Origin of the sequence: Testudinibacter crocodili (assembly GCF_006228025.1) — a bacterium.
GTDB lineage: Bacteria > Pseudomonadota > Gammaproteobacteria > Enterobacterales > Pasteurellaceae > Chelonobacter.
In genome coordinates, this window is sequence record NZ_VDHF01000008.1 from 38,755 (window position 1) to 63,214 (window position 24,460).

Annotated in this window: 21 protein-coding genes; 9 read left to right on the top strand and 12 right to left on the bottom strand. The window is 46.2% G+C overall.

Annotation, left to right across the window (positions count from 1 at the left end; all coding sequences use genetic code 11):
• Positions 1–59: 59 nt before the first annotated feature.
• Positions 60–1,073 carry a Fe(3+) ABC transporter substrate-binding protein gene (locus FHQ23_RS00945; protein WP_139612639.1) on the bottom strand — a complete coding sequence of 338 codons (1,014 nt, stop codon included), beginning with the start codon at positions 1,071–1,073 and terminating at the stop codon, positions 60–62.
• A 245-nt stretch (positions 1,074–1,318) separates the two neighbouring features.
• Here FHQ23_RS00945 and argF point away from each other — a divergent pair, with 245 nt between their 5' ends.
• The 3 genes from argF (at position 1,319) to FHQ23_RS00960 (ending at position 4,312) form a co-directional block, all read left to right on the top strand.
• Positions 1,319–2,323: an ornithine carbamoyltransferase gene (gene argF / locus FHQ23_RS00950; RefSeq protein WP_139612640.1), complete on the top strand. Its 1,005-nt coding sequence runs from the start codon at positions 1,319–1,321 to the stop codon at positions 2,321–2,323.
• 65 nt (positions 2,324–2,388) lie between these two features.
• A complete protein-coding gene (locus FHQ23_RS00955) occupies positions 2,389–2,778 on the top strand; it encodes a RidA family protein (protein WP_139608130.1) in 390 nt (129 codons plus the stop codon).
• Between the two features lie 199 nt (positions 2,779–2,977).
• Positions 2,978–4,312 carry an NAD(P)/FAD-dependent oxidoreductase gene (locus FHQ23_RS00960; protein WP_139612641.1) on the top strand — a complete coding sequence of 445 codons (1,335 nt, stop codon included), beginning with the start codon at positions 2,978–2,980 and terminating at the stop codon, positions 4,310–4,312.
• Between the two features lie 47 nt (positions 4,313–4,359).
• On the opposite strand, the gene FHQ23_RS00965 is transcribed toward FHQ23_RS00960, so the two are convergent.
• The 3 genes from FHQ23_RS00965 to FHQ23_RS00975 all read right to left on the bottom strand — a co-directional run bounded on the left by FHQ23_RS00965 (position 4,360) and on the right by FHQ23_RS00975 (position 5,582).
• Positions 4,360–4,728: a helix-turn-helix domain-containing protein gene (locus FHQ23_RS00965; RefSeq protein ID WP_139612642.1), complete on the bottom strand. Its 369-nt coding sequence runs from the start codon at positions 4,726–4,728 to the stop codon at positions 4,360–4,362.
• Between the two features lie 39 nt (positions 4,729–4,767).
• Entirely contained in the window at positions 4,768–5,037 is a 270-nt protein-coding gene (locus tag FHQ23_RS00970; protein WP_267963580.1) for a type II toxin-antitoxin system HigB family toxin, read from the bottom strand.
• Between the two features lie 185 nt (positions 5,038–5,222).
• Positions 5,223–5,582 (bottom strand): DUF488 domain-containing protein, encoded by a 360-nt coding sequence (locus FHQ23_RS00975; protein ID WP_139612643.1) that lies wholly within the window; start codon positions 5,580–5,582, stop codon positions 5,223–5,225.
• Positions 5,583–5,702: 120 nt separating this feature from the next.
• Here FHQ23_RS00975 and dmsD point away from each other — a divergent pair, with 120 nt between their 5' ends.
• Positions 5,703–6,320 (top strand): Tat proofreading chaperone DmsD, encoded by a 618-nt coding sequence (gene dmsD / locus FHQ23_RS00980; protein ID WP_139612644.1) that lies wholly within the window; start codon positions 5,703–5,705, stop codon positions 6,318–6,320.
• Positions 6,321–6,331: 11 nt separating this feature from the next.
• Positions 6,332–6,877, top strand: coding sequence for a ferredoxin-type protein NapF (gene napF / locus FHQ23_RS00985; RefSeq protein ID WP_139612645.1), 546 nt, complete (start codon positions 6,332–6,334; stop codon positions 6,875–6,877).
• A 10-nt stretch (positions 6,878–6,887) separates the two neighbouring features.
• On the opposite strand, the gene FHQ23_RS00990 is transcribed toward napF, so the two are convergent.
• From FHQ23_RS00990 to malP, 4 genes are all read right to left on the bottom strand, one after another.
• Entirely contained in the window at positions 6,888–7,550 is a 663-nt protein-coding gene (locus FHQ23_RS00990; RefSeq protein WP_139612646.1) for an NAD(P)H-dependent oxidoreductase, read from the bottom strand.
• A gap of 85 nt (positions 7,551–7,635) precedes the next feature.
• Positions 7,636–8,406 (bottom strand): tetratricopeptide repeat protein, encoded by a 771-nt coding sequence (locus tag FHQ23_RS00995; protein WP_139612647.1) that lies wholly within the window; start codon positions 8,404–8,406, stop codon positions 7,636–7,638.
• A 317-nt stretch (positions 8,407–8,723) separates the two neighbouring features.
• Positions 8,724–10,820 (bottom strand): 4-alpha-glucanotransferase, encoded by a 2,097-nt coding sequence (malQ, locus tag FHQ23_RS01000; protein ID WP_139612648.1) that lies wholly within the window; start codon positions 10,818–10,820, stop codon positions 8,724–8,726.
• A gap of 10 nt (positions 10,821–10,830) precedes the next feature.
• Complete coding sequence (gene malP / locus FHQ23_RS01005; protein ID WP_139612649.1) at positions 10,831–13,233, bottom strand: maltodextrin phosphorylase; 2,403 nt, start codon at positions 13,231–13,233, stop codon at positions 10,831–10,833.
• Between the two features lie 195 nt (positions 13,234–13,428).
• Between malP and malT the strand changes: the two genes are divergently transcribed.
• A complete protein-coding gene (malT, locus tag FHQ23_RS01010; protein WP_139612650.1) occupies positions 13,429–16,143 on the top strand; it encodes an HTH-type transcriptional regulator MalT in 2,715 nt (904 codons plus the stop codon).
• A 58-nt stretch (positions 16,144–16,201) separates the two neighbouring features.
• On the opposite strand, the gene FHQ23_RS01015 is transcribed toward malT, so the two are convergent.
• From FHQ23_RS01015 to malE, 4 genes are all read right to left on the bottom strand, one after another.
• On the bottom strand, positions 16,202–16,561 hold the full coding sequence (locus FHQ23_RS01015; RefSeq protein ID WP_139612651.1) for a hypothetical protein: 360 nt from the start codon (positions 16,559–16,561) through the stop codon (positions 16,202–16,204).
• 155 nt (positions 16,562–16,716) lie between these two features.
• Entirely contained in the window at positions 16,717–17,607 is an 891-nt protein-coding gene (gene malG / locus FHQ23_RS01020) for a maltose ABC transporter permease MalG (protein WP_139612652.1), read from the bottom strand.
• A gap of 10 nt (positions 17,608–17,617) precedes the next feature.
• Positions 17,618–19,192, bottom strand: a complete 1,575-nt coding sequence (malF, locus tag FHQ23_RS01025) for a maltose ABC transporter permease MalF (protein ID WP_139612653.1) — start codon at positions 19,190–19,192, stop codon at positions 17,618–17,620.
• 87 nt (positions 19,193–19,279) lie between these two features.
• Positions 19,280–20,467: a maltose/maltodextrin ABC transporter substrate-binding protein MalE gene (gene malE, locus FHQ23_RS01030; protein WP_139612659.1), complete on the bottom strand. Its 1,188-nt coding sequence runs from the start codon at positions 20,465–20,467 to the stop codon at positions 19,280–19,282.
• Positions 20,468–20,850: 383 nt separating this feature from the next.
• Here malE and malK point away from each other — a divergent pair, with 383 nt between their 5' ends.
• The 3 genes from malK to malM all read left to right on the top strand — a co-directional run bounded on the left by malK (position 20,851) and on the right by malM (position 24,344).
• Entirely contained in the window at positions 20,851–21,969 is a 1,119-nt protein-coding gene (gene malK, locus FHQ23_RS01035; RefSeq protein ID WP_139612654.1) for a maltose/maltodextrin ABC transporter ATP-binding protein MalK, read from the top strand.
• A 171-nt stretch (positions 21,970–22,140) separates the two neighbouring features.
• Complete coding sequence (locus tag FHQ23_RS01040) at positions 22,141–23,424, top strand: maltoporin (RefSeq protein ID WP_139612655.1); 1,284 nt, start codon at positions 22,141–22,143, stop codon at positions 23,422–23,424.
• Positions 23,425–23,489: 65 nt separating this feature from the next.
• Complete coding sequence (gene malM, locus FHQ23_RS01045) at positions 23,490–24,344, top strand: maltose operon protein MalM (protein ID WP_139612656.1); 855 nt, start codon at positions 23,490–23,492, stop codon at positions 24,342–24,344.
• Positions 24,345–24,460 lie beyond the last annotated feature (116 nt).

Genomic DNA, 24,460 nt, shown 5'->3' on the forward strand with positions numbered 1-24,460 from the left:
TACAAGCACAAAAGAGCGGCCAACACCGCTCTTTTTTATAATGCCTATAAAATTAGTTATTATAGATCAAATTTCACTTCGTCCACTAATTTTAGTGCCTTGTCATAATTCTCAGCAATGGTTTCCAACGGTAATTTATCCGCGTTGAACGTTCCCCAAGACTGCACTTGAGCAGAGAAAGGTACACCCGGTTTCACTGGATATTCGTGGTTCAATTCTGCATAGGCTTGCTGTGCACTGTTGCCGCTTAAATACTCAACCAGCTTGACTGCATTATCTTTATTTGGGGCATGTTTAGCTATAACCACACCGCTGATATTGACATGGGTACCATAAGAATCTTGATTCGGGAAGTTGAGATAAGCCGCTTCTGCCCAGCTGCGTTGCTTGTCGTCATCCAGCATTTTACCGTAGTAATAGCTGTTGCCAATCGCATAATCACATACGCCTTCTTTGATGGCTTTCACTTGATCACGGTCACCACCTTGTGGTTTTTGTGCCAAATTCGCTTTTAAGCCTTCCAACCAAGATTTGGCTTTGGCTTCGCCGTCATGGGCGATCATTGAAGCAACCAGCGAAACATTGTAGGCATTTTTACCAGAACGCACACACACTTTACCTTTATATTCCGGTTTGGCTAAATCGTAGTAAGTGAAATCCGCCGGCAGTTTGCCCACACGATCTTTGGAGCTGTAAATTACGCGCGCACGTGTGGTCAAGGCAAACCACTGCTCTTTAGAATCACGATATTGTGCCGGAATATTTTCTTCCAACGCATGGCTGTGAATTGGCTGTGCCAAGCCAGCATTCACCACATCCATTACGCGTTTGATATCGACTGTCAACACCACATCAGCAGGGCTTAATTCGCCTTCGCGTTTAATACGTTCGACCAATCCTTTGTCATCAAAAATCAAATTTACTTTAATTCCACTCTCTTTTTCAAAATTTTTCAGGATCGGTTCAATTAAATAGGGTTGACGATAAGAATAAACATTAACCTCTGACGCAACTGCCGAAGCCGCCATTACCGCCGAAAACCCCAATGCAATTGCAACATGACTTTTTTTCATTATTTTTCTCCATATTTATTTATCGGTTTAAAAATTCCACGCCAGTATAAACCAATCACCATCGATGAAAAAGCGAATAATTATCATCTTTTTAAAAAAATGATCTTGATCACAGTTTCTCTACACAATTCCCCCTATTCAACAAGGTATTTTTGCCCTGCTATCATTTTTCTAACTGCACTCACGTTGTAATTCGGGTAAAATCAAGCCAATCTTCTTTTCCCATTCAAAACAAGAGGTCAATCATGCCGTTTAACTTACGCAACCGCCACTTTCTGCGCTTAATCGATTTCACGCCAACAGAAATTCAATTTCTGCTCACCTTATCCGCCGAGCTGAAAAAAGCCAAGTACAGCGGCACCGAGCAACCGCGTTTGCGCGGCAAAAATATTGCACTGATTTTCGAAAAAACCTCAACCCGCACTCGCTGTGCTTTTGAAGTAGCGGCGTTTGATCAGGGCGCTAATGTGTCATATATCGGACCAAGCGGTTCGCAAATCGGGCATAAAGAATCGATGAAAGACACCGCCCGCGTGCTAGGCAGAATGTATGACGGCATTCAATATCGCGGTTATGGACAAGAATTGGTGGAAACTTTGGCGGATTATTCCGGTGTGCCGGTTTGGAACGGCTTAACGGATGAATTCCACCCAACTCAAATCCTCGCCGACTTTCTGACTATGTTGGAACACGGCAACGGCAAGCGCTTAAACCAAATGAAACTGGCCTATCTCGGCGATGCACGCAACAATATGGGTAACTCGTTTGTCGAAGGCGCGGCATTGATGGGGTTGGATCTACGCTTAGTCGCACCAAAACAGTTCTGGCCTGAGCAGGCATTATTAGACCAAGTAGCTGACATTTCAGCAAAAACCGGTGCAAAAATTCACTGCACTGAAAATATTAACGACGGCGTGAAAGGCGTGGATTTCCTGTATACCGACGTTTGGGTCTCAATGGGAGAGCCGGCACAAGCATGGCAACAGCGGATTGAGCTAATGAAACCTTATCAAGTTAATCGTCAATTGCTGGAGCTGACCGCCAATCCAGAAGTGAAATTCCTACATTGCCTGCCGGCTTTTCACGACGAGCAAACCGTTGTCGGCAAAGAGATGTTACAGAAATACGGTATGAATGGACTGGAAGTCAGTGACGAGGTATTTGAATCAGAGGCTTCTATCGTGTTCGATCAGGCAGAAAACCGCATGCACACCATTAAAGCGGTGATGGTGGCGACATTAGGTGATTAATCAGACTGCAAAACCGCACTTTAAGTGTTTATTAACCCCTTAAAAATGAAAATAGGAAAACAGAAATGACAAAAATTATCCACACCGAAAAAGCCCCAGCCGCCATCGGTCCTTATGTTCAAGCCGTGGACTTAGGCAACCTAGTGCTGACTTCTGGTCAAATTCCGGTCAATCCGAGCAACGGCGAAGTGCCGCAAGATATCCAAGCGCAAACTCGCCAGTCACTGGAAAACGTCAAAGCGATTATCGAACAAGCTGGGTTACAGGTGAAAGATATTGTTAAAACTACGGTTTTTGTAAAAGATCTAAATCAATTCACTACGCTAAATGCAGAATACGAAGCCTTCTTCAAAGAGAACAACCACCCCAATTTTCCGGCTCGTTCTTGTGTTGAGGTAGCCCGTTTGCCAAAAGATGTTGGAGTAGAAATCGAAGCAATAGCGGTTAGAAAATAATCCTTTTGTTCGCATACCATGGGTGGATTTCAGATCCGCCCATAAACCCACCGTTTAAAAACCGCACTTAAATAACCTTTCTGGCTTAAACGCTGTGTTCTTAGAATAAATGCTTGACTTGCGATTAAATTAATTGAAAAAAATATAACAAAAGCGCAAAATCCGATTTATGATTTTTTAACTTCTGAGAGTATTTATTATGCAAAAAATTGTCATTGTCGGCGGTGGTGCCGGCGGGCTGGAGCTGGCAACATTTCTCGGCCACAAACTGGGGCGCAAGAAAAAAGCCAGCGTCACCCTAGTCGACCGCAACCAAACCCATTTATGGAAACCATTACTGCATGAAGTAGCGACCGGCTCACTGGATGATGGTGTCGATGCCTTAAGCTATCGTGCCCACGCCAAAAATCATGGTTTCTCCTTTCAACAAGGGAGTATTACCGCACTTTCACGCGAAAAGCGCAATGTTACATTAGCGCCAATTTGCGACGACAATGGGGATTTACTGGTTTCGGAGCGTAAAATTCCCTACGATATTTTAGTGTTGGCGATCGGCAGCAAATCCAATGATTTCAACACCAAAGGTGTTGCCGAACACTGTATTTTCCTCGATAGTCCGGAACAGGCACACCGCTTTCAACACAAAATGCTCGGCTTATTTTTAAAATTCTCCGAAAACCGCACTTCGCCGGATATGGTTCAGTTAGAACAGAAACTACCGTTGGTCGACCCTAACAATGTCAACATCGCGATTGTCGGTGCCGGGGCAACCGGAGTTGAGCTGTCTGCGGAATTGTATAACACCGCTAAACACCTCTCTTCCTATGGCTACGGCAAAATCGACAATAGCTGTCTCAAAGTCACCTTGGTCGAAGCTGGCAATAAAATTCTGCCGGCACTGCCGGATCACATTTCAGCCGCCGCCCATTATGAATTGCAAAAATTAGGCGTTGACGTGCGCACCAACACCATGATTACCGAAGCCAATGCAGCAGGGCTGCAAACCAAAAGCGGGGAAACCATTCCGGCAGATTTGATGGTGTGGGCAGCAGGCATTCGCGCTTCAGATGTGACGCAACAATTCGACGGTTTGGAAGTCAATCGGCTCAACCAATTAGCGGTTAAAGAGACCTTGCAAACCACGCTGGACGAACATATTTTTGCCATCGGCGATTGTGCTTCACTGTTGCAAAAAGACGGTAAGCCCGTGCCACCACGAGCGCAAGCGGCACACCAAATGGCAACCACTTGCGGCAAAAATATCCTGGCATTGTTGGAAAACAAACCGATGAGAATTTTCACTTATTACGATCACGGCTCGCTGGTTTCACTGTCAAAATTCAGTACCGTCGGCAGTTTGATGGGCAATTTAATGAAAGGCTCGATGACCGTTGAAGGTCGAATTGCCCGTTTTGTCTATGTTTCGCTGTACCGCATGCACCAAGTTGCGCTACACGGCTGCTTCAAAACCGGATTAATCATGCTGGTCGGACGAATCAACCGTTTTATCCGCCCATCAATGAAGCTGCATTAATATTCCGTTACCGCACTTTTACTCTCTTCTGGCTTAAAAGTGCGGTTTTACAACTCATAAGCACGGATCAAATGCTCCAGCGGAAAACCAAATTGTTGGTGCAGCTTGCGGATCATTCCCAAGGTTAACTTGCGTTTTTTATTCAACACTTCATACACCCGATTCAACTGCCCAATTGCTGGCACCAAATCTTTCGCTGTCAATCCCTCCTGCTCCATACGAAATTTAATCGCTTCAATCGGATCCGGCGGCTCAATCGGATAGTGCTTGGCTTCATAAGCTTCAATCAATAACACCAGAATTTCCATTTTATCAAATTCAGTAGAGCCTATTTCGGGTTGATGATCAAACATCGGTGAAATAATCGCCAATGCTTCTTGGTAATCTTGTTCAGTTCTAAGTGGTTTAATATCCATGCTTCTTAATCCTTGATTTCGACAATATTGGCATCAATTTTATCGTACTGCTGATGTGTCCCAATAAATTTTATATATCCAGCCAACAGGATAAAAAATTGAGGTCACTAACCTAAAATCATTCCCTTTAATGTTAAATACCACCCTATTATTTTTTAGAATACTGGCATTGCCATATGTGGCTTTTACATCATTCGGACTCCGCCAATTTGCTTTTTTAACCTCTTCAACCCACAGTTTCAACGGTTGCTCGGCAGTGGGATAATTCTGCCAAAAATGCTTTAATGTTGCGACTTTCAATATTTTCACTGCGATTAATCAGCGGAAAAATCGGATGGCGGATCGCAAAAATATTTTTTATCCTCAAATTAACTACGGCGTTAAAAGCCGTTCGTTTAGAACCACTAAACTTCACGACTTTTGCCTTATTCATTTGCAAAAAGAGTGGCGAAAAAGTGTCTATAGCTCAAATTATAAACAAACATCAACAGACCCTATTCAATTTCATCTTGCAACACGCTCTGCAACACCGGCAAATGGCTGTGTTCAATCACTTTTGCCGCTGTCAGCAACGTCAAACGATCATGCTGCACGTGCAGTTGGCGCAGTTGTTGTAAATCGGCTTGCACCGCCTCCGCGCTCAGCTCTTGCCGATAACGGCGGCAAAATTCGTCATAGTGCGCAAGCGGATCTTGGTGCAGCCATTGACGCAGCTCACTGGACGGTGTCACCGCTTTCAGCCACAACACCCCATCCAACCACACTTTGGCAATCCCACGCGGCCAAAGCCTGTCCGCCAACAGCGCCGGAAAATCATTATCATCAAAGGTATAGACGCGTTTAAGGTAGTACATCGTATAATCTCTAAAAATAAAGTATTAATCTCATTATTGCTTGAATTTGACGCAACACAACCGTTTTTTATCGATTTATGCTAATCTGATTCCATTATTAACATCATTAAATAAAATAGTATGAACACAGTTTTAACCTCCATTTCTCAATTTGGGCGAATTTTAGGTTCGCTGTTTTATCATGCGCCGGAGCAGGCGCAAAACCAGTCACTATTGGCGCTATTTCAGCATGGCGAATGGCAGGTAAGTTGCGATTTTTTAAGCCAAGCAAAACGGGAGCAGATTCAGCACTGCTTGACCCAGGGGATTGCTCAAGGGCAGGCGCAGTTGAATGAGGATTTTCAAGCGTTGTTTATTGGTCCGAATTCGCTACCGGCGCCACCTTGGGGATCGGTTTATCTGGACAAAGAAGCGGTCATTTTTGGTAGTTCATTGCTGGAACTGCGTGATTTTATGCAGACCTACAACATCAAGTTGGAGCTGGCACAAAATGAGCCGGAAGACCATTTTGGCTTGATGTTGATGATGGCAGCATGGCTGGCGGAAAACCAACCAGAGCAACTCAATGAATTTTTACAGCAACATTTGCTGACATGGTCAGGGCGCTTTCTCGAACTGCTGATCGCCGAACAGCACCACACTTTCTACCGCGGTTTAGGACTGTTGAGCCAAGCATTGTTAGACAACTGGCAGCAACAGTTGCAACTTGAAGTACCGAAAGTGCGGTTGTATCGCTAAACAGGTAACATATGAGCGGTAAAAACGAGCGCTACTACCAAGCCTTTCTACAGCACAACCATATCTCGCGTCGTGGCTTGCTGCGTGGGGTGTTTAATGCTGGTCAAAAAGCACAGCAGCAAATCAGTAGTGAGATCTATCAGCGACAAGCCACTCGTCCGCCACAAGCGGTTGCCGAGCCGCTGTTTTTAAAATTCTGCAACGGCTGCGGTGACTGTGTGTCAGCTTGTCCGTATGGTTTAATCCGTTTGCAAAATCAAAAAGCAGTACTTGAAATTGATTTTTGTAGTTGTGATTTGTGCGGGAAATGTACTGAAACCTGCCAAACCGGTGCATTACATCACGAAGTGCGGTCAGACACCGAGCTGCGACCGCACTTTAGTTATCTGTGCTTACGCCAAAAAGGACGCAGCTGCACGCTGTGTGAAACCAGCTGTGCAACAAATGCCATTTCGTTTGATCGCACCAGCCAAAAAACCATTTTGGATTCAGAGCGCTGCAACGGCTGCGGCGAATGCAAAATCAGCTGTCCATCGTACTATATTGAATTAAAATAAATATACTGACTCACTCAATCCAAGTCACCACATCCTCAATCGGTTTGCGATATTTGGCGTTCGGTGCTTTGGCACGATAACCAAAGGTTACCATCACCGAAACACCCCACTCTTGGGCATCAAAAGCACCATTCTCTGCTAAAATGCGGTTGACTTCGGCGTAGTTGAAGCCCTCAATCGGGCAACTGTCAATCCCGATTAATGCCGCACCGCTCATCATATTGGCCAACGCAATATAAGTTTGCTTGCTGGTCCAATCGAACAACGCACGTTCGCTGTCGAGCACGTCAATATCCGTAGCCTGAAATTGTTGATATCTTGCTAAGGTTTTGCTGATCTGCTCTGCATTTAAACCACGTCTCAGCAGCCCTTGGCGGAAAAAGTCCGAATCGTAACGGGCATTTTTCTTCGCCAAAATCACCACCAGATAACTGGCATCCTCCAACTGTGTTGCCATGCCCCAGCTGACCGGCTTCAATTGTTGTCGCAGTTCGGGATTTTGCAGCACCAGAAACTTCCAGGGTTCTGAGCCGACCGAACTGGGCGACAAGCGTGCCAGCTCTAAAATATACTCAAAGTCCTCACGGCTGACTCTCTTCAGCGGATCATAACGGCGAGTTGCCGCCCGAAAATAAAAGCCATCTAACACCTGTTGTTTTGTGATATTGCTCATCCTGATTTCCTTGGTTTAAGTTATTTTCCACAACTCGGTGACAGTTTTGCCACCGATACCCCAATTATCCATCGGGTTAAAGCTCTTAGAAATACTCGCGTAATGCTTCGGCAGCGTCCTTATCGCCCTGGGCGGCAGCCTGTTCATAATAAGATTTGGCGCGGGCGTAGTCTTTTTTGACCCCTTCTCCCTTGTAATACATAGCTCCAAGACTGTATTGTGCTTTGGCAAATCCTTGCGCAGCGGCCTGCTCTAAATAGGATTTGGTACGGGCGTAATCTGGTTTGACACCGAGTCCTTGGTAATATATAGCCCCGAGACTGTATTGTGCCTCTGCAACTCCTTGCGCGGCGGCTTGCTCGAAATAGGATTTAGCGCGGGCGTAGTCTAGTTTGACACCGAGTCCTTGGACATACAGGACCCCGAGATTGTGTATCGCATTGGGATCTCCTTGTGCAGCGGCCTGTTCATAATAAGATTTGGCACGGGCGTAGTCTTTTTTGATTCCTAGTCCATTTTCATAGATGAACCCGAGATAGTTGTGTGCGTCGGCATTTCCTTGTGCAGCAGCCTGCTCGTAATAGAATTTGGCGCGCGCATAGTCTGTTTTGACCCCTAGTCCTTGTTGGTACATGTACCCGAGTTTGTTTTGTGCCTCGTCATATCCTTGTTCAGCGGCTTGCTCATAATAGAATTTGGCGAGGTCGTAGTCGCCATTTCTTTGGGCAGAAAGACCTTGCTCTGTGATTTCCTCTGGCGTTGCGGCGGCTGCAGGCAGGGCAGAAAAGAACAGGGTAAGTGCGGTCATGAATGTAGCGCACAGACGTGCGAATTGCTGTAGTGGGTGTAATAACATGCTATCTCCTTTGTGAAGTTGAGAGTAAATTACGTGTTGGCTCAATGTCCAATCGTCTGTTCAGTAATATAATACTACTGATAGCGCAAGTTTGTAACTTGTTAGGCTGATAACAAACGTTCGATTCAACAACCAATTGCAAGATTAATCACACAGGCAAAACCCTTCAACTATGCCTAACCGTGTACGGAAATTGCTGCTTAGATTTTAGGGTCTGTTGATCTTTGTTTATAAATCAAATGTAAAAAAGGCACAAGTTGCAAACTTGCGCCATCGAGGGAACAATCGTGATTAAGATACCCACTACCAAGCCATTTTTAAGCCGTTTTACGGGCTTGACTAACGGTTTGTAACAACGCCACTATCGTTGGATCGGCAAAAATCTGATTAATCGTGCGGCTTAAACGACGGCGCCAGTTTGGGTATTGGGTGCTGGTGCCGGGAATGTTGACCGGTTCGGTCATGCCGAGCCAATCTTCCGGCTGCAAACCAAATAATGCGCTGTTGACCGCCGCCACATAGCGTTGCAGAGCGTGGTTGAATTCCAGCGGACAATCCGAACTCAGACTGGCATCAACCCCGGGCGGAATCTCAAGCTGCGCCTGTTGCAAGCGTTGCAAAATTTTCTGCTTGGCGTTGACCCGATCTTGTTGCAGCCTTGCCAAAATTTTCGGGTCGGGATAAACCTGATATTGCTGCCCCAACTCAAAATCGTGTCCACGCCAGTAGCCGTTGACCGTCGGTAGATCGTGGGTACTTAACGTCGTCATCGCCTGATACGGATACTCCGCCAAGGCTCGGCTTTGCCCTTGCTGATCAAACTCAAAATAGAAAATTTTATACGAAAAAATACCGGCATTTTTCAGTTTGCTGACAATCGCCTTCGGCACGGTACCCAAATCCTCACCGATAATCATGCACTGCTGACGTTGGCTTTCCAGCGCCAGAATCGCAATCAAATCGTCGACCGGATAGCCGACATAAGCGCCGTTTTTCGCACTGTCACCGCACTTCACCCACCACAGCCGCAACAAACACATAATATGGTCGATACGCAACGCCCCACAACTTTGCATATTGGCACGGATCATCTCAATAAACGGGCGGTAAGCTTGCTGCTGCAACACATGGGGATTCATCGGCGCCAAGCCCCAGTTCTGCCCCTGTGGTCCCAAAATATCCGGTGGTGCGCCAACCGAAGCAGTCAAACAAAACAGTGATTTATCCCACCAGGTTTCTGCGCCGTTCGGGGTCACGCCCACCGCCAAATCACGATACAAACCAATCGGCATCTGTTGCTGACGGCAAAATTGGTAACACGCCTCGATCTGCTCTGCGGCACACCATTGCAGCCAAGCATAAAACCGCACTTGCTCCGCATGGCTGTGTTGAAATTCGCTGACTGCTGTTGAATGATAATCCTGATATTCTGGCGCCCAACAATCCCAACCCCATTGATTCTTCAAGCGGCAACTGAGATCCGCATGCAGCGCATCAAAAGTCGCCTGCACTTGCAAGCTTTCGCCGCCCCGCTGCACAAACCGCTGGAACTGCTGCTGCCGTTCGCTTGCACTATCCTCTTCAAATTCTGCAAACGCCAGTTGCAACCCCTGTAATTTCAACGCCATCACAGCACTATAATCAATCCAATCCCGCTGGCGTAAATCAGCCAACTGCTGTTGCACTTCCGCCGATTGAAACCAGTGCTGCGCTACCGCACTTTGCTGAAATTCCGGCAGACTCGCCACGTCGATATAGATGATATTCAACCATTTGCGTGAAGAAGGGCTATACGGACTGGCACCTTCCGGATTGGCAGGAAACAGTGAATGAATTGGATTTAAACCGACAAAATCGCCGCCGTTTTGCTGAAATTTGACTAAAAATTGCTGTAAATCCCCGAAGTCGCCAACGCCCCAGTTCGTTTCCGATTTTAGGGTATAAAGCTGAACACAGCTACCCCACAGTTTTTGCTTATTTTGAATTTGTGGCAATTGATAACACTGACGAGGCGCCACAATAATCGAGCAGCTCGCCTGAGTTTGACCGCACTTTAGACTAAGTTGATGGTAGCCGAGCGGTAAATCGCGTGGAAAGTTCAGCACATTGTTTTTCACTTTGCCAACCAATGTGTTACCGTTTTCCAATTGCAGTTGCCATTCGCCGTGATAACGCTGTCCGTTATGCTGATTTAAGCGCAAATACGCCGGGCTGTTGTGGTAAAACACCTTCACAGGCGGTAGCAAGCCTGATGCAAAATTTTGCGGAATATTGCCGCCAAAACTGGCTAAGATCTGCTGTTTGACCGCACTTGGCGCATAGTTGCGTAAACCACGTTCATCAAAAAAATAGCGATGAATCCCGGCGTTAACAAACTGTCGTTCCAATTGCCGTTTTGCTTGAAGTTTTGTCATGATACCCATCCTATTTTGGCAGCCAAATCCGCTGTTGATAATCACGAATCGAGCGATCAGAGCTGAACGCCCCCAAACGTGCAGTGTTCAAAATCGCACTGCTCAACCAGCTTTGCTGATCCCGATAGCGCAAGCCGACTTGCTGCTGCGCCGCCACATAGCTGTCGAAATCGGCAAACACCAAGAACGGATCGCGTTGCAACAGGCTGTCCAACAACATACGGAACATGCTTTTGTCGCCGCCACAGACTTTGCTTTTGGTTAAGAAATCGACCGCACTTTTCAAGGCTTTATTCTGTTTATAATAACTTTTCGGATTATAGCCTGCTTGCAGCAAGGCACGCACGCTCTCCACTGTATGCCCGAAAATAAAGATGTTGTCGGCACCGACCATTTCCGCAATCTCAACATTAGCGCCGTCCAGCGTGCCCAATGTGAGTGCGCCGTTGAGCGACAATTTCATATTGCCGGTGCCGGACGCCTCTTTGCCCGCCATCGAAATTTGCTCGGAAATATCCGCTGCCGGAATGATTTTCTCCGCCAAACTGACCCGATAATCCGGCAAAAATGCCACTTGTAGTTTGTCTTTCACACTTTTATCGTTATTGATCAGCTGCGCCACATTGTTGATGGCGTGAATAATGTTTTTCGCCAAATAATAGCCCGGCGCCGCTTTGCCGGCAAACACAAACAGGCGTGGGGTGTAGTCCATATTTGGGTTATCTTTCAGCTGCTGATAGCTGTGGATAATATTCAGCAGGTTCAAATGCTGGCGTTTGTATTCGTGGAAACGTTTGATTTGAATATCAAAAATCGCCTCACAATTGACCTGCAAACCTAAACTGCGTTCGATCTCCTCCGCCAGAATCTGCTTGTTGCCCTGCTTAACCCGACGGTATTCTTCACGAAAACCGCTGTCATTCACGTGTTTTTCAACGCCGCTAATCAACGACAGATCGCGTGTCCAATCGCCGTCTAAAGTGCGGTCTAACAAGTTGCTCAAACTCGGATTCGCCAAACGAATCCAGCGGCGTGGTGTGATGCCGTTGGTGACATTGCAAAATTTGTTCGGGAACAGTTGGTGATATTCCGGGAACAAATCACTGACGATTAAATCCGAATGAATTTGCGCCACCCCGTTGACCGCATAGCATGCCACCACACACAAATTCGCCATTCTGACACGATAATCGTACAAAATGGCGACTTTTTGCCAAACTTCGTTGTCATCGCCGAAACGTTCCGCTACTTGCTGTTGAAACAGACTGTTGATTTTATCCACAATTTGGAAATGGCGTGGCAACAGGCGCTTGAACAAGCGTTGATCCCACTGTTCCAAAGCTTCCGGCAGCAAGGTGTGGTTGGTGTAAGCAAAAGTGCGGTTGCAAATATCCCACGCCTCGTGCCACGACAAATTGTATTTATCCAATAACAAACGCAGCAACTCGACAATCGCCAAGGTCGGGTGGGTGTCGTTAAGCTGAATCACTTGCTGTTGCGGCAGTTGTTGCAAGCTGTAGCCCTGACTGAAATGGCGATCCAAAATATCCGCCACCGAACAGGCGCAATGGAAATATTGCTGCATCAAGCGCAATTTCTGTCCGTTTTGATGGTTATCGTTCGGGTATAACACTTTGGTTAAACTAGCGGCATCGACCACCTGTTTTTCCGCTTTCAGGTATTTGCCGTCGTTGAACAATGCCAAATCAAACGACTGTTCGTTATCCGCCTGCCACAAACGCAGCGGCTGAACTACGCCGTTTTGATAACCAAACACGGGTAAGTCATAGGCTTCACCTTTGATCAACAGTGCCGGCTGCCATTGGTATTTATCACCGTCCAGTTGTTTGCTTTTGCCGCCGAAACCGATTTGGCGGCTTCTGCCGCTGTTGTAAGCCTGCCACGGATATTGGTTGCGTGACCAACTGTCGCCTGTTTCCACTTGGCGCCCCTCGGCAAACGACTGTTTGAACAAGCCGTACTGGTAATGCAAGCCATAACCGGTCGCTGGCTGTTCAATCGCTGCCATCGAATCCAAATAACACGCCGCCAAACGTCCCAAGCCGCCGTTGCCGAGCGCCGGATCGCGCTCCTGTTCCAGTAAATCCGTCAATTCGATTTGATATTGTTGCAGGTATGACTGCACTGGCTGATACCAGCCCAAATTCAGCAAATTGTTGCCGGTCAAACGCCCGATTAAAAACTCCATCGAGAGATAATTAACATGGCGCTGTTCGGACACTAACGGTTTGCTTTCACAATAGGAGAGATCCAACACTGCTTGCGACAATGCGTGATACCACTGGGTTAATGTTAATTGCTGCGGATTGTCGAAACCTAAATAACGGCACTGTTTTTTAATTGCCAAATCAAACTGTTGATGATTGAATGCAATTGCTTGTGTCACTGACATAACCCCTGTCTCCTGAATAGTAATAAAACGTCAATAAATGATTTAACACTATTATGCAACAACCTGATGATTTTTACTCCTCCTTGTTACAATCTTTGTAGGAGGATAATTGAGGCGTAAGCGGATTAGCGCTTGTCGGTACCGAAAATAGCTTTTATCATTAGCGCTCGTTGATCATACTCTTCAGGAAAAATAATGCTTATTCCATCCAAACTCAGCCATTCGTCACGTTTACAGCATGTTGTTGTCCGTTCTCGTTTGCTGGCATTATTGGAAAATACAGCACAGTATCCGTTAGTATTGATCAATGCACCTGCCGGTTACGGTAAAACCACGCTGCTGTCACAGTGGGCAGAGAATCAACAAAATCTCGGCTGGTATTCGCTTGACGAAAGCGACAATGAAAGTGAGCGCTTTATCACCTATTTTCGTGCTGCTTTGGCACGCGCCACCCATCAGGACAACGGCACAACCGCCAATCCAGCACAAACCAATTTCCTGGCGGCGTTGAGCCAATTGTTAGTGGAAAGCAATCGCTTCAAACCGCACTTTTTTGTGGTGATCGACGATTATCACTTGATTGATAACAATGAAATCCACGAAGGACTTAAATTTTGGATTAAAAACCAGCCGCAAAATATGACCCTGATTTTGATCTCGCGCAGTATGCCGCCGTTGAATCTCGCCACCCTGCGGGTGCAAGAACTGCTGTTGGAACTCGACATCACTCAATTGCCATTTACGCATGACGAAAGTCGCCAGTTTTTTCAGGGACGTAATGATCTGGAGCATAATCAAGAAATGCTGTCGGAACCTGAAATACACCGGCTTTGCGATCAGGTCGAAGGCTGGCCGACCGCACTGCAACTGGTCAATTTGTATGCCCGACAACATCAAACCTCGTTACACGAAGCGGCAAAGTCGATCACCAAAATCAACAGCAATCACATCAGCGAATATTTGAACGACGAAGTGTTTCACAATCTCGATGCGGATACCCGCCTGTTTTTGCTGCGTTGTTCACTGTTGCGTTCGATGAATGAGTTTTTAGTTGAAAAAATTACCGGTTTATCTGACAGCCGACTACGCTTAGATAATCTGGTGAAACAGGGCTTGTTTGTCTATCCGATCAATATCGATCAACAAGAGCAGTGGTGGCGTTTTCACCCGCTGTTCGCCTCATTTTTAGCCCATTCGCGTGAATTGACACAGCCGGAACTGCAACGTTTACATCAACAAGCCGCCGATGCGTGGTTGGAAATCGGCTATGCTACCGAAGCGCTGTATCACGCCATGCAACTGCAACAACCGAAAATCCTGTTGGCACTGCTGCAACAAATCGGTTGGCAGCTGTATCACCAAGGTGAGCTGAAACTATTGGAAGAGAGCCTAAGTGCGGTGCAATTTCAGCAATTGGCAACCTATCCCCGTTTAGTGCTGTTGCAAGCCTGGTTGCTGCAAAGCCAGCACAAACACCATGAAGTCGGCGGATTGTTGCAAAAATTCACCATAGCAACCCAACAACAAAATATCGATATTGATCGGCAACTACAAGCAGAATTCGATGCGCTGCGGGCGCAAGTGGCGATCAATGCTGGTGATGATCAAACCGCACTGCAACTGGCAACCACCGCCTTGCAATATCTGCCGCAAGAAAAACAGTACGCTCATATTGTCGCCACCGCAGTGATCGGCGAAGCACAGCATTGTCGCGGCCAGCTGAACCAAGCGCTGAAGATGATGCGCGAGGCGGAAAAACTGGCGCAACAAAACCAAGCCTATCACCATATTTTATGGTCGCTATTGCAACAAGCAGAAATTCTGCTAGCGCAGGGGTTTCTGCAAACCGCCTACGATATTCTCGACAAAGCCACACTGCTGGTGAAAAAACAACATCTGCAAAAACTGCCGATGTATGAGTTTTTATTGCGTCTGAAAGGGCATATCTTATGGGAGTGGTATTCACTGGACAAAGCCGAGGCAATGGCGGAAGCTGGATTAGAGGTGTTGGCGAACGAAGCGGATAAATTACAGTGCCTATCATTATTGGCGAAAATTTCAATTACCCGTGGCAATCTGGACAATGCCGAACGAATCCTGCGCCACCAACGCAGCCTGCTGCAAACCCACCATTATCACAATGATTGGCTGTCGCACCATAATGAAGCCGAACTGCTGTGTTGGCAGATGAAAGACGACCAGCAGCAAACCCGCTCTTGGCTGTTGCAAAGTGACCGACCGGCGCAAGACACCAACCATTTTTCACACCGCCAATGGCGCAATATCATGCGTGCCAACATTATTCTGCAACAATATGAAGATGCGTTACTACTCAGCGAAAAATTGATCAGCACCGCCAGAACTTATAATTTTATCAGCGAGTTGAATAAAGATTTGGTGCTGTACAACCGCATTTGTTTCCTACAAGGCAATGCAGTCGCCGCACAAAAAAGCCTGCTTGAAGCGCTGGAACTCAGCAAGCAGACTAATTTTATCAGTATTTTTGTGATTGAAGGCGAAATCATGGCACAACAGTTACGCCAACTATTGCAATTGAATATTTTAGACGAATTATTGACCCATAAAGCACAGTTTATTTTGCGCAGCATCAACCAGTACTATCGGCATAAATTCGCCCATTTCGATGAAACCTTTGTTGAAAAACTGCTACAAAATCCGCAAGTGCCGGAATTGTTGCGTATCAGTCCGCTGACCCAACGGGAATGGCAGGTGCTAGGCTTAATCTACTCCGGCTACAGCAACGAGCAAATCGCCACCGAGCTGCAAGTGGCACCCACTACCATCAAAACCCATATCCGCAACCTGTATCAAAAAATCGGCGTCAACAACCGCACCGAATCGATTGAATACACCCGGCATTTATTAACCTTAATGGGCTATTCCAACTGATTGCTACCGCACTTTGCAAAAAATAAGTGAAAGTGCGGTTTAGCGTAAATTTAAGCCATCACACCACAAACGTCAGGGAAATTTGATTTTTAGCGGTTTCAAAATTGAGGGCAATATGTGGCTTTTTGCCGACGCTGAGATTATGAATTTTCAGCCAAACATAATAAAACAGTCCGGAAAAGAAGCCGCTGCTACCTTGGGTGTGTCCGAGGTTAAATGGCTCATTGATTAGCGGATCAACATTGTCGGTCGTCAATTTATAGCTGATTTTTTTATTATTTAAGCTGCGCACAATTAAATTGTGCAACTGAGCCGGCTGCTGTACATCGATAATACAAAAATTGTCCTGTAAATCGATCAAGGTATCGATACTGTTGGGATTAATATCTTGTGCTGGAATGTGTTTTACCGCTTTCATTTAAAGCCTCTTTTTTATTTTTATTGACCAATAGTTATAACAAAAAAGCCGTTGAAAAAACGGATAGAGATCACAAGTTTATTATTTTTATCTAAAAAAACCGCACTTTAGTTATCAATAAAAAGTGCGGTTTAACAATAAGTTATGGATTATACCTAGCCTTTGACCCCGCCGGCAGTTAAACCGCCGACCAGCCAGCGTTGCGCCAGCAAGAAAACTAACGTGATGGGAATGGCGGATAGTACTGCGGCGGCGGCAAAATCGCCCCAAAGGTAGTTTTGTGGATAGAGATATTGCTGCATGCCGACCGCCAACGTGTAGCTGTTGACATCGCGCAACAGCAGTGAGGCCACCGGAAATTCGGTGATCGCAGCGATAAATGACAAGATAAACACCACCGCCAAAATCGGCACCGACAACGGCAATAATACTAACCGGAATGCCTGCCACGGCGTCGCACCGTCCAATGCGGCGGCTTCTTCCAGTGAACCGTCAATGGTTTCAAAATAACCTTTAATCGTCCAGACATGCAACGCAATGCCGCCCAGATAGGCGAAGATCACCCCACCGTGGGTGTTCAAGCCCAAAAACGGCACATAGATGCCCAAGCGGTCAAATAAGGCATACAACGCCACCAGCGACAGCACTGCCGGGAACATTTGAAAGATCAGCATGCCTTGCAAAATGGTTTTTTTGCCTTTGAATTTCATGCGGGCAAAGGCATAAGCACAGGTGGTGGACAGTGCGACAATCCCGACCGCACTGATGCTGGCGATTTTGACCGAATTCCATAGCCACAGCAGCACCGGAAACGGTGGCTTGCTGATTGAACCGTCGGCGTTCACCACTTCGATGCCCAACGCCAGCTGCCAATGTTCCCACGAAATTTGTTGCGGAATCAGATCACCGATCGCCAAATTGCCCGGCCGCAATGAAATCCCAATCACCATCAGCAGCGGAAACAGGATCAGCGCCAAAAAGCCGATTAATAATAAGTGGGTTGCCCATAAGCGGTAACGCATTGATTTAGGTTGTACCATTGCCATATTGTTTCTCCTAATCCAGTTTTAACTTGGTGGCTTTCAGATTGAGTAGCGCCAAGCCGCCGACCAACAGGAAGATAATCGTCGCGATTGCCGCCGCCAAGCCGAAGTCTTGCGCACCACTGCCTTCAAATGCAATTCGGTAAGTGTAGCTGACCAATAAGTCGGTGTGACCTGCCGGGGTTGAGGTGCCGATCATATCCGGACGTCCGTTGGTCAACAATTGAATCAACACGAAATTATTGAAATTAAACGCAAACGAAGCAATCATTAGTGGCGTGAGTGGTTTGATCAGCAACGGCACTGTGATTTTGCTGAAATTCTGCCAGGTGCTGGCACCATCCATTGCGGAAGCTTCGTACAAATCTTGTGGAATCGCTTTCAGTAAGCCCATGCATAAAATCATCATATACGGATACCCCAGCCAGGTGTTGACAATCACTAACATCACTTTGGCTAACGTCGGGCTATTGAACCATTCCGGACGAATGCCAAACACCTGGTTTAAAATCAGGTTGATTTCACCGAAACTTTGGTTGAACAAGCCTTTAAAAATCAGAATTGAGATAAACGCCGGTACAGCATAAGGCAGAATCAGCAACAAGCGGTAAACCCCTTTGCCTCGCAACGGCTCCCACTGCACCACACAGGCTAAAATCATGCCGATCATCACGGTGAACAATACTGTCAGCACTGAAAAAATTACCGTCCAGATAAAAATCTGGATAAACGGTTTTTGAATACCCTCATCGCTGAAGATTTTAATGAAGTTGCTCCAACCAGTCAGCACTGTATAACCCGGCTCCAATGTTTCTGCTTGCCAATTGCCTTGATTATCGATCAATTGGAAAAAACCGATTTGGTTATTGGCCTTATAGCGTTTGCCGTTTTCCAAATTAACCAGCTCTTCATTTTCACTATGATATTGATAACGTGGGCTTTGCTGCGCAAATTGGCGCAATGAACTCATACTCAGTTCAGCGCCGTTTGGCAGAATCAAGCGGCTTTGCTGCAACAGATTGCGATTTTCAATCACGGTTTTTAGCGGCACCGCAGGCTGTGCGCTGACCGCACTTTCGAGCTGTAGCGCGATCGTTTCACTGCCAAAGCGAAAATCATCGGAAAGGTAGCTCTCGCCCTGTGCCGACGTCACTTCTATTTGCCACTGGTTATCCGCTTGCGCAAACAGTTTGAAGTCGTATTTTTCACCGGAGAAATAGCGTTGCTGCGACAGCACGCTGACCGCTCTTTCAAATGCCAGCTGGTTGGTGCCACTGTAATTGGTGAACGCAATTACAATAGTGCAGATCAGCGGAAACAGAATGAAAATTCCCATGCCCATAATGCCGGGATAAACATAGCGCCACGCATAGGTTTTGGGGTTGGCAAACACATAAATACCGGAACTGATCACCACCAAGGTCAAAATCGCAAACAAAATTTCACCTTGCAGATACATCACCGAGACCAGATAAAAATCAATCAGCAGCACAAGGGTAATCACTCCCCATTTAAGGTATTTAGCGAAAGAACGATCCGCAGAGTGTGCCCCTGGTTGAGGGATTGGTTGGGGGATTGTTGGTTGCATAACACCGCCTGTCCGAAACAAAAGACCGCACTTTGTATTGTTAAAAAGGCAAAGTGCGGTTAAAACAAAAATAATTACACTGGGTTTTTACTGAGCTTTAATCCGTCCTGCCGCATCATCCAATGCCTCTTTGACGCTTTGCCGTTGGTTGACCGCATTGATAATCGCACTGCGCTCCGCATACCAAAACGCAGACATTTGCGGTACATTCGGCATAATTTCGCCGTTTTCCGCATTCTGCATGGTGGCAGCAATCCGGCTGTCTTTTGCCAATTCAGTCTGATAAGAGGTCAACGCCACCGCACCCAACGGTTTGTCTTTATTGACGCTATCCAGTCCCTCATTGGTCAACAGGTAATTTTCCAAAAATTCGACCGCTAAATCTTGGTTCGGGCTGGCGGAGTTGATGCCTGCGCTCAAGACTCCGACAAACGGTTTTGATGGCTGGCCATTCAAGGTCGGCAACACGGCTACGCCGTAATTGATACCGCTCTTTTCAATATTGCCCCATGCCCAAGGACCGTTAATCGTTAATGCCGTTTGCCCTTTGTTAAAAGAAGCTTCAGCAATGGCATAATCGGTATCAGCATTGATCACTTTGTTTTTCACCAAATCAACCACAAATTGCAACCCTCGCTGCGAGCCTTCATTGTTGACTCCAATATCCGCGGTGTTGTACTGCCCGTTTTCATACTTAAACGCATATCCGCCATCAGCTGCGATAATCGGCCAAGTGAAATACGGTTCTGCCAAATTCCACATCACTGCATTTTTGCCTTCTTTTTTCAGTTTTGCATCCAATGCCGTCACCTCTTCCCAGGTTTTTGGTGCTTCTGGCAATAAATCTTTATTATAAATCAGCGAGAGGGCTTCAATTGCCACTGGATAACCGATGATTTTGCCGTTGTAACTGACGGCATCCCAAGCAAAGGGAACAAATTTATCTTTAAATGCTTGGCTTGGGTGTAACTCCGACAATAATCCGGCTTGTGCGTAGCCGCCAAAACGGTCATGCGCCCAGAAAACAATATCCGGACCGTCGCCGGTTGATGCCACTTGTGGGTATTTTTCTTCCAGTTTATCTGGATGCTCGACCAACACTGGAATACCGGTATCGGCTTCGAATTTTTTACCCACTTCCGCCAAACCGTCATACCCTTTGTCACCATTGATCCAAATGACAAGCTTCCCGGCTTCCAGCTTTGCCAGACTGCTGCTTGAAACGACTAATGCAGCAACCGCACTTAGTGTCAGGGTTAAATATTTATTTTTGATCATAACCAGTCCTTATTTGAATAATTTGAATAAAATGATTTGAGTAACACAGCTTGTCGCCACTATTTTCACTCATATTGCCGTTTTAATATTAGGAGGGCATCATCCCTGTTGCTCCTCCCTTGCCGCACAAACGGTGATCTCGATCACACAAACCGCACTTTTTGCGATAGCGATCACAGAAAATAAGCGTATAAATCTGATCTTGATCACAATATAAACGTATAAAAAATATTCTGTGTTTTATGCCTATTTTTCACCTCCGCCTAAAAAAATTCTGCAAAGGAGGATTTTTTTCTTGCTTTCTCTCGGCATACTAACCACCATTAGCTATTGGGTTATAGCAAATATAATAGAATAAAAACCTGCACAGGGGAAAAATTATGTCGAGTCTTTCTTTACGCAAAGTCTATAAATCTTATGGTGATATCCACATTTCCAAAGATATTAATTTAGAGATCGAAGAAGGGGAATTTGTGGTATTCGTCGGACCTTCCGGCTGTGGAAAATCGACCCTGTTGCGCATGATTGCCGGTTTGGAAGACATCACTTCCGGCGAATTGTACATCGGCGATACCCTGATGAACGATGTGCCGCCCGCCAAGCGTGGCATCGGCATGGTGTTCCAGTCTTATGCACTTTACCCGCACTTGGATGTAGCGGAAAATATGTCATTCGGTTTAAAACTGGCCGGGGTCAACCGAGAAGAGCGTAGCAAACGTGTTAATCAAGTTGCCGAAATTCTGCAATTGGCACATTTGTTGGATCGCAAACCAAAAGCCTTGTCCGGCGGACAACGGCAACGGGTAGCAATTGGACGAACCTTAGTTTCGCAACCGCAAGTCTTTCTGCTTGACGAACCGCTTTCCAATCTGGACGCTGCATTACGGGTACAAATGCGGGTCGAGATTTCCAAACTGCATAAAAAACTCAATCGCACTATGATTTATGTTACCCACGATCAAATCGAAGCCATGACCTTGGCAAATAAAATTGTGGTGTTGAACGCCGGTGGCATCGCGCAAGTTGGTAAACCGCTGGAGCTATATCACTATCCGACAAATCGCTTTGTTGCCGGGTTTATCGGGTCACCTAAAATGAACTTTTTACCAGTGAAAGTTACCGCCGTTGAAAAGCAACGAGTACAAATTGAACTACCGGATGCCCATCATCACCATTTTTGGATTCCGGTGGAAGGAACCGGGGTCAGAGTCGGTGAAAATCTTTCCTTAGGCGTGCGCCCAGAACATTTGATTCCGGCAGATAAGGCGGAGATCAAATTGAAAGGCATCGTCACCGTGGTCGAACTGCTCGGTAACGAAACCCAAATCCATCTAGAAATTCCGGAAATCAAACAGCCGACCTTGGTCTACCGTCAAAACGATGTAGTGCTGGTCGAAGAAGGGCAAGTGATGGATATCGGGATTGTACCGCAACGCTGCCATTTATTTAAAGATGATGGTACTGCCTGCCGACGGCTACATAAAGAAATCGGCGTGTAATACCCCAATAACACTCTGTTTTTAAATCCATTTTAACTATTTCGACTATTTTAAATATAGTCGGACGGGATACTTTTGTCTGTAAAATCCGGCTTATTGCGCTGACCCTGCTTCAGGGAAAATAAGCCACTTAAAATGTAGTAACTTTAACCTATAAAAGAGGCCAACATTATGAACAGTAAAAAAACATTGCTCGCCATTGCCATCGGCAGTACGTTGCTTGCCAGCACGGCAAGTGCGGTTGATTTTCACGGTTATGCCCGTTCCGGTATTGGTTGGACATCCGGCGGCGGAGAACAAACCACTTTCACCGCGACCGGTGCTCCGGCGAAGTATCGTTTGGGTAATGAAGCCGAAACCTATGCTGAACTGAAATTAGGGCAGGAATTATTCAAACAGGGTGAGAAAAGCATCTATTTAGATACTAATGTTGCTTATTCCGTCAGCCAACAAAATGATTGGGAGTCCACCAATCCGGCATTGCGCGAAGTCAACGTTCAGTTTAAAAACTTTGCCGATTCGCTGCCAGGTGCGACACTCTGGGCGGGTAAACGTTTCTATCAACGCCACGACGTACACATGAACGACTTCTACTATTGGGATATTTCTGGACCGGGCGCTGGGGTGGAAAATATCGATCTGGGCTTTGGTAAATTGTCAGTGGCGGTCACCCGCAACACCGAAGCCGGTGGTGCAGATGCGTTCGGATATTCCAGTTTCTACCGCTTCAACTCAAACACAGGGAAAATTGAGTATATCACCGAAAGAAATAAAGCCGATGTTTACAATGATGTGTTTGATCTCCGTTTAGCCGATCTTAATGTCAATCAAAACGGCAAACTGGAATTCGGTGTGGATTTCGGTAACGCTCATACCAAAGACGGTGCAACATTTGCCAATGGTGCCAGCAAACACGGCTATATGTTGACAGCAGAACATACTCAAAATGAATTTTTCGGTGGCTTCAATAAATTCACTGTGCAGTATGCAACCGATTCGATGACCTCTTGGAATAGCGGACATTCACAAGGCAGTTCAATTAATAATAACGGACATATGCTACGTTTAATTGACCAAGGTGTAGTGAAATTCAGCGAACGCATCGAAGCAATGTATGCTTTAATCTACCAAAAAACCGACTTAGATAACAATAAAGGTAACACTTGGTACTCTGCCGGCATCCGCCCGATGTATAAATGGAATAATACCATGAGTACATTAGTTGAATTTGGCTATGATCGCATTAAAGACCAAGCCAGCGGTAAAAAGAATGATCTGAAAAAAGTCACCTTAGCCCAACAATGGCAAGCCGGTGACAGCATCTGGGCACGCCCTGCCATTCGCGTATTCGGCACTTATGCCGACTGGAATGATAAATTCGGCGATCGTGTTGGCACGGCAAAAGCCAATGAGCATGAATTTGTCTACGGTGTTCAATTCGAAGCTTGGTGGTAATTCACTTTCTACCGCTCTTTGAACCTGCAAAGAGCGGTTCTTTTTTATCAAAATCTGAGGTCAATATGAAAAAATGGATTAGTTCAACCGTATTAAGCGTCGGTTTACTCTGTTCCGCTGCAAGCTATGCGGCACAACCGCATATCAATCCACAAGCGGCCAGCAAGCTGACTTGGCAAGAAATTGGCTTGTCACAGCAACAAACGACCACACTTGATGCCCAGCAACGCAATCTCAGCAGCATTGACAGCCCGATCGCTGCTTACCGCCTGCCTGCCAATCAGGGAACGTTGGATATTACGATTAGCAGCTCGGTTGAAGACAACGAGCATATTTTTGTCCCGAATGTCGCCGTTTTGGATGCCAATTTCAATCTCGCAGCCACTTATCCGGCAAATACCTTCCAGTTTCAAAACGAGAGCGGATTGCAAGGCAACCGCTTAAGCAAAGCACTGCAACTGACCCCAACGCCAAATCAGGATTACATCTATTTGTTAGTTTATACCACTGATGACGATCTGAAAGGCAGTACCACTGTGCCACATCCGGCAAAATTATATGCCAAAGCCCGCGGCAACCAACCACCGGCAATTGATGATTTACAAGCCAAGCACAGTCTTAATGGGAAGATTCATATCGAGGTTGACGGAAAACAAAGCACTCAATTTATCGGCTTAGCAATGCCAGAATTTAAAACTAAAAGTGCGGTTGAGCCACAAGCTGTCGGTCGCAATACAAAAACCGAGAAACCATTAACAAAACCCGTGGAACAAGAAACCGAACAATATTTTAATAATGCGATTCGCAATGCTATAAAAAACAATGATGTTAACCGAGCGATGAATTTAGTTAATGAAGCAGAACAGCTCGGCCTCGGCTCGCCGCGTAAAACCTTTATCGGGTTGGTATCACAAAAATAGTTTTAATTATCTGCTTTTTCATCTTGCCTCTCGCCCCACTGACTGGTGGGGTATTTTTTGCCATCTAGTTACTATCCTGCAACACCGCACTTTTGCTTTTTTGCGCCCATACAAAA

Coding starts and splice junctions, on each gene's coding strand:
- FHQ23_RS00990 (WP_139612646.1), bottom strand. CDS start 7,550: ATGAGCAATATCACAAAACAACAGGTGTTAGATGGCTTTTATTTTCGG.
- argF (WP_139612640.1), top strand. CDS start 1,319: ATGCCGTTTAACTTACGCAACCGCCACTTTCTGCGCTTAATCGATTTC.
- FHQ23_RS00955 (WP_139608130.1), top strand. CDS start 2,389: ATGACAAAAATTATCCACACCGAAAAAGCCCCAGCCGCCATCGGTCCT.
- malG (WP_139612652.1), bottom strand. CDS start 17,607: ATGGCAATGGTACAACCTAAATCAATGCGTTACCGCTTATGGGCAACC.
- malF (WP_139612653.1), bottom strand. CDS start 19,192: ATGCAACCAACAATCCCCCAACCAATCCCTCAACCAGGGGCACACTCT.
- malQ (WP_139612648.1), bottom strand. CDS start 10,820: ATGACAAAACTTCAAGCAAAACGGCAATTGGAACGACAGTTTGTTAAC.
- FHQ23_RS00995 (WP_139612647.1), bottom strand. CDS start 8,406: ATGTTATTACACCCACTACAGCAATTCGCACGTCTGTGCGCTACATTC.
- dmsD (WP_139612644.1), top strand. CDS start 5,703: ATGAACACAGTTTTAACCTCCATTTCTCAATTTGGGCGAATTTTAGGT.
- malP (WP_139612649.1), bottom strand. CDS start 13,233: ATGTCAGTGACACAAGCAATTGCATTCAATCATCAACAGTTTGATTTG.
- napF (WP_139612645.1), top strand. CDS start 6,332: ATGAGCGGTAAAAACGAGCGCTACTACCAAGCCTTTCTACAGCACAAC.
- FHQ23_RS00945 (WP_139612639.1), bottom strand. CDS start 1,073: ATGAAAAAAAGTCATGTTGCAATTGCATTGGGGTTTTCGGCGGTAATG.
- FHQ23_RS01015 (WP_139612651.1), bottom strand. CDS start 16,561: ATGAAAGCGGTAAAACACATTCCAGCACAAGATATTAATCCCAACAGT.
- malM (WP_139612656.1), top strand. CDS start 23,490: ATGAAAAAATGGATTAGTTCAACCGTATTAAGCGTCGGTTTACTCTGT.
- malT (WP_139612650.1), top strand. CDS start 13,429: ATGCTTATTCCATCCAAACTCAGCCATTCGTCACGTTTACAGCATGTT.
- FHQ23_RS00960 (WP_139612641.1), top strand. CDS start 2,978: ATGCAAAAAATTGTCATTGTCGGCGGTGGTGCCGGCGGGCTGGAGCTG.
- malK (WP_139612654.1), top strand. CDS start 20,851: ATGTCGAGTCTTTCTTTACGCAAAGTCTATAAATCTTATGGTGATATC.
- FHQ23_RS01040 (WP_139612655.1), top strand. CDS start 22,141: ATGAACAGTAAAAAAACATTGCTCGCCATTGCCATCGGCAGTACGTTG.
- FHQ23_RS00965 (WP_139612642.1), bottom strand. CDS start 4,728: ATGGATATTAAACCACTTAGAACTGAACAAGATTACCAAGAAGCATTG.
- FHQ23_RS00975 (WP_139612643.1), bottom strand. CDS start 5,582: ATGTACTACCTTAAACGCGTCTATACCTTTGATGATAATGATTTTCCG.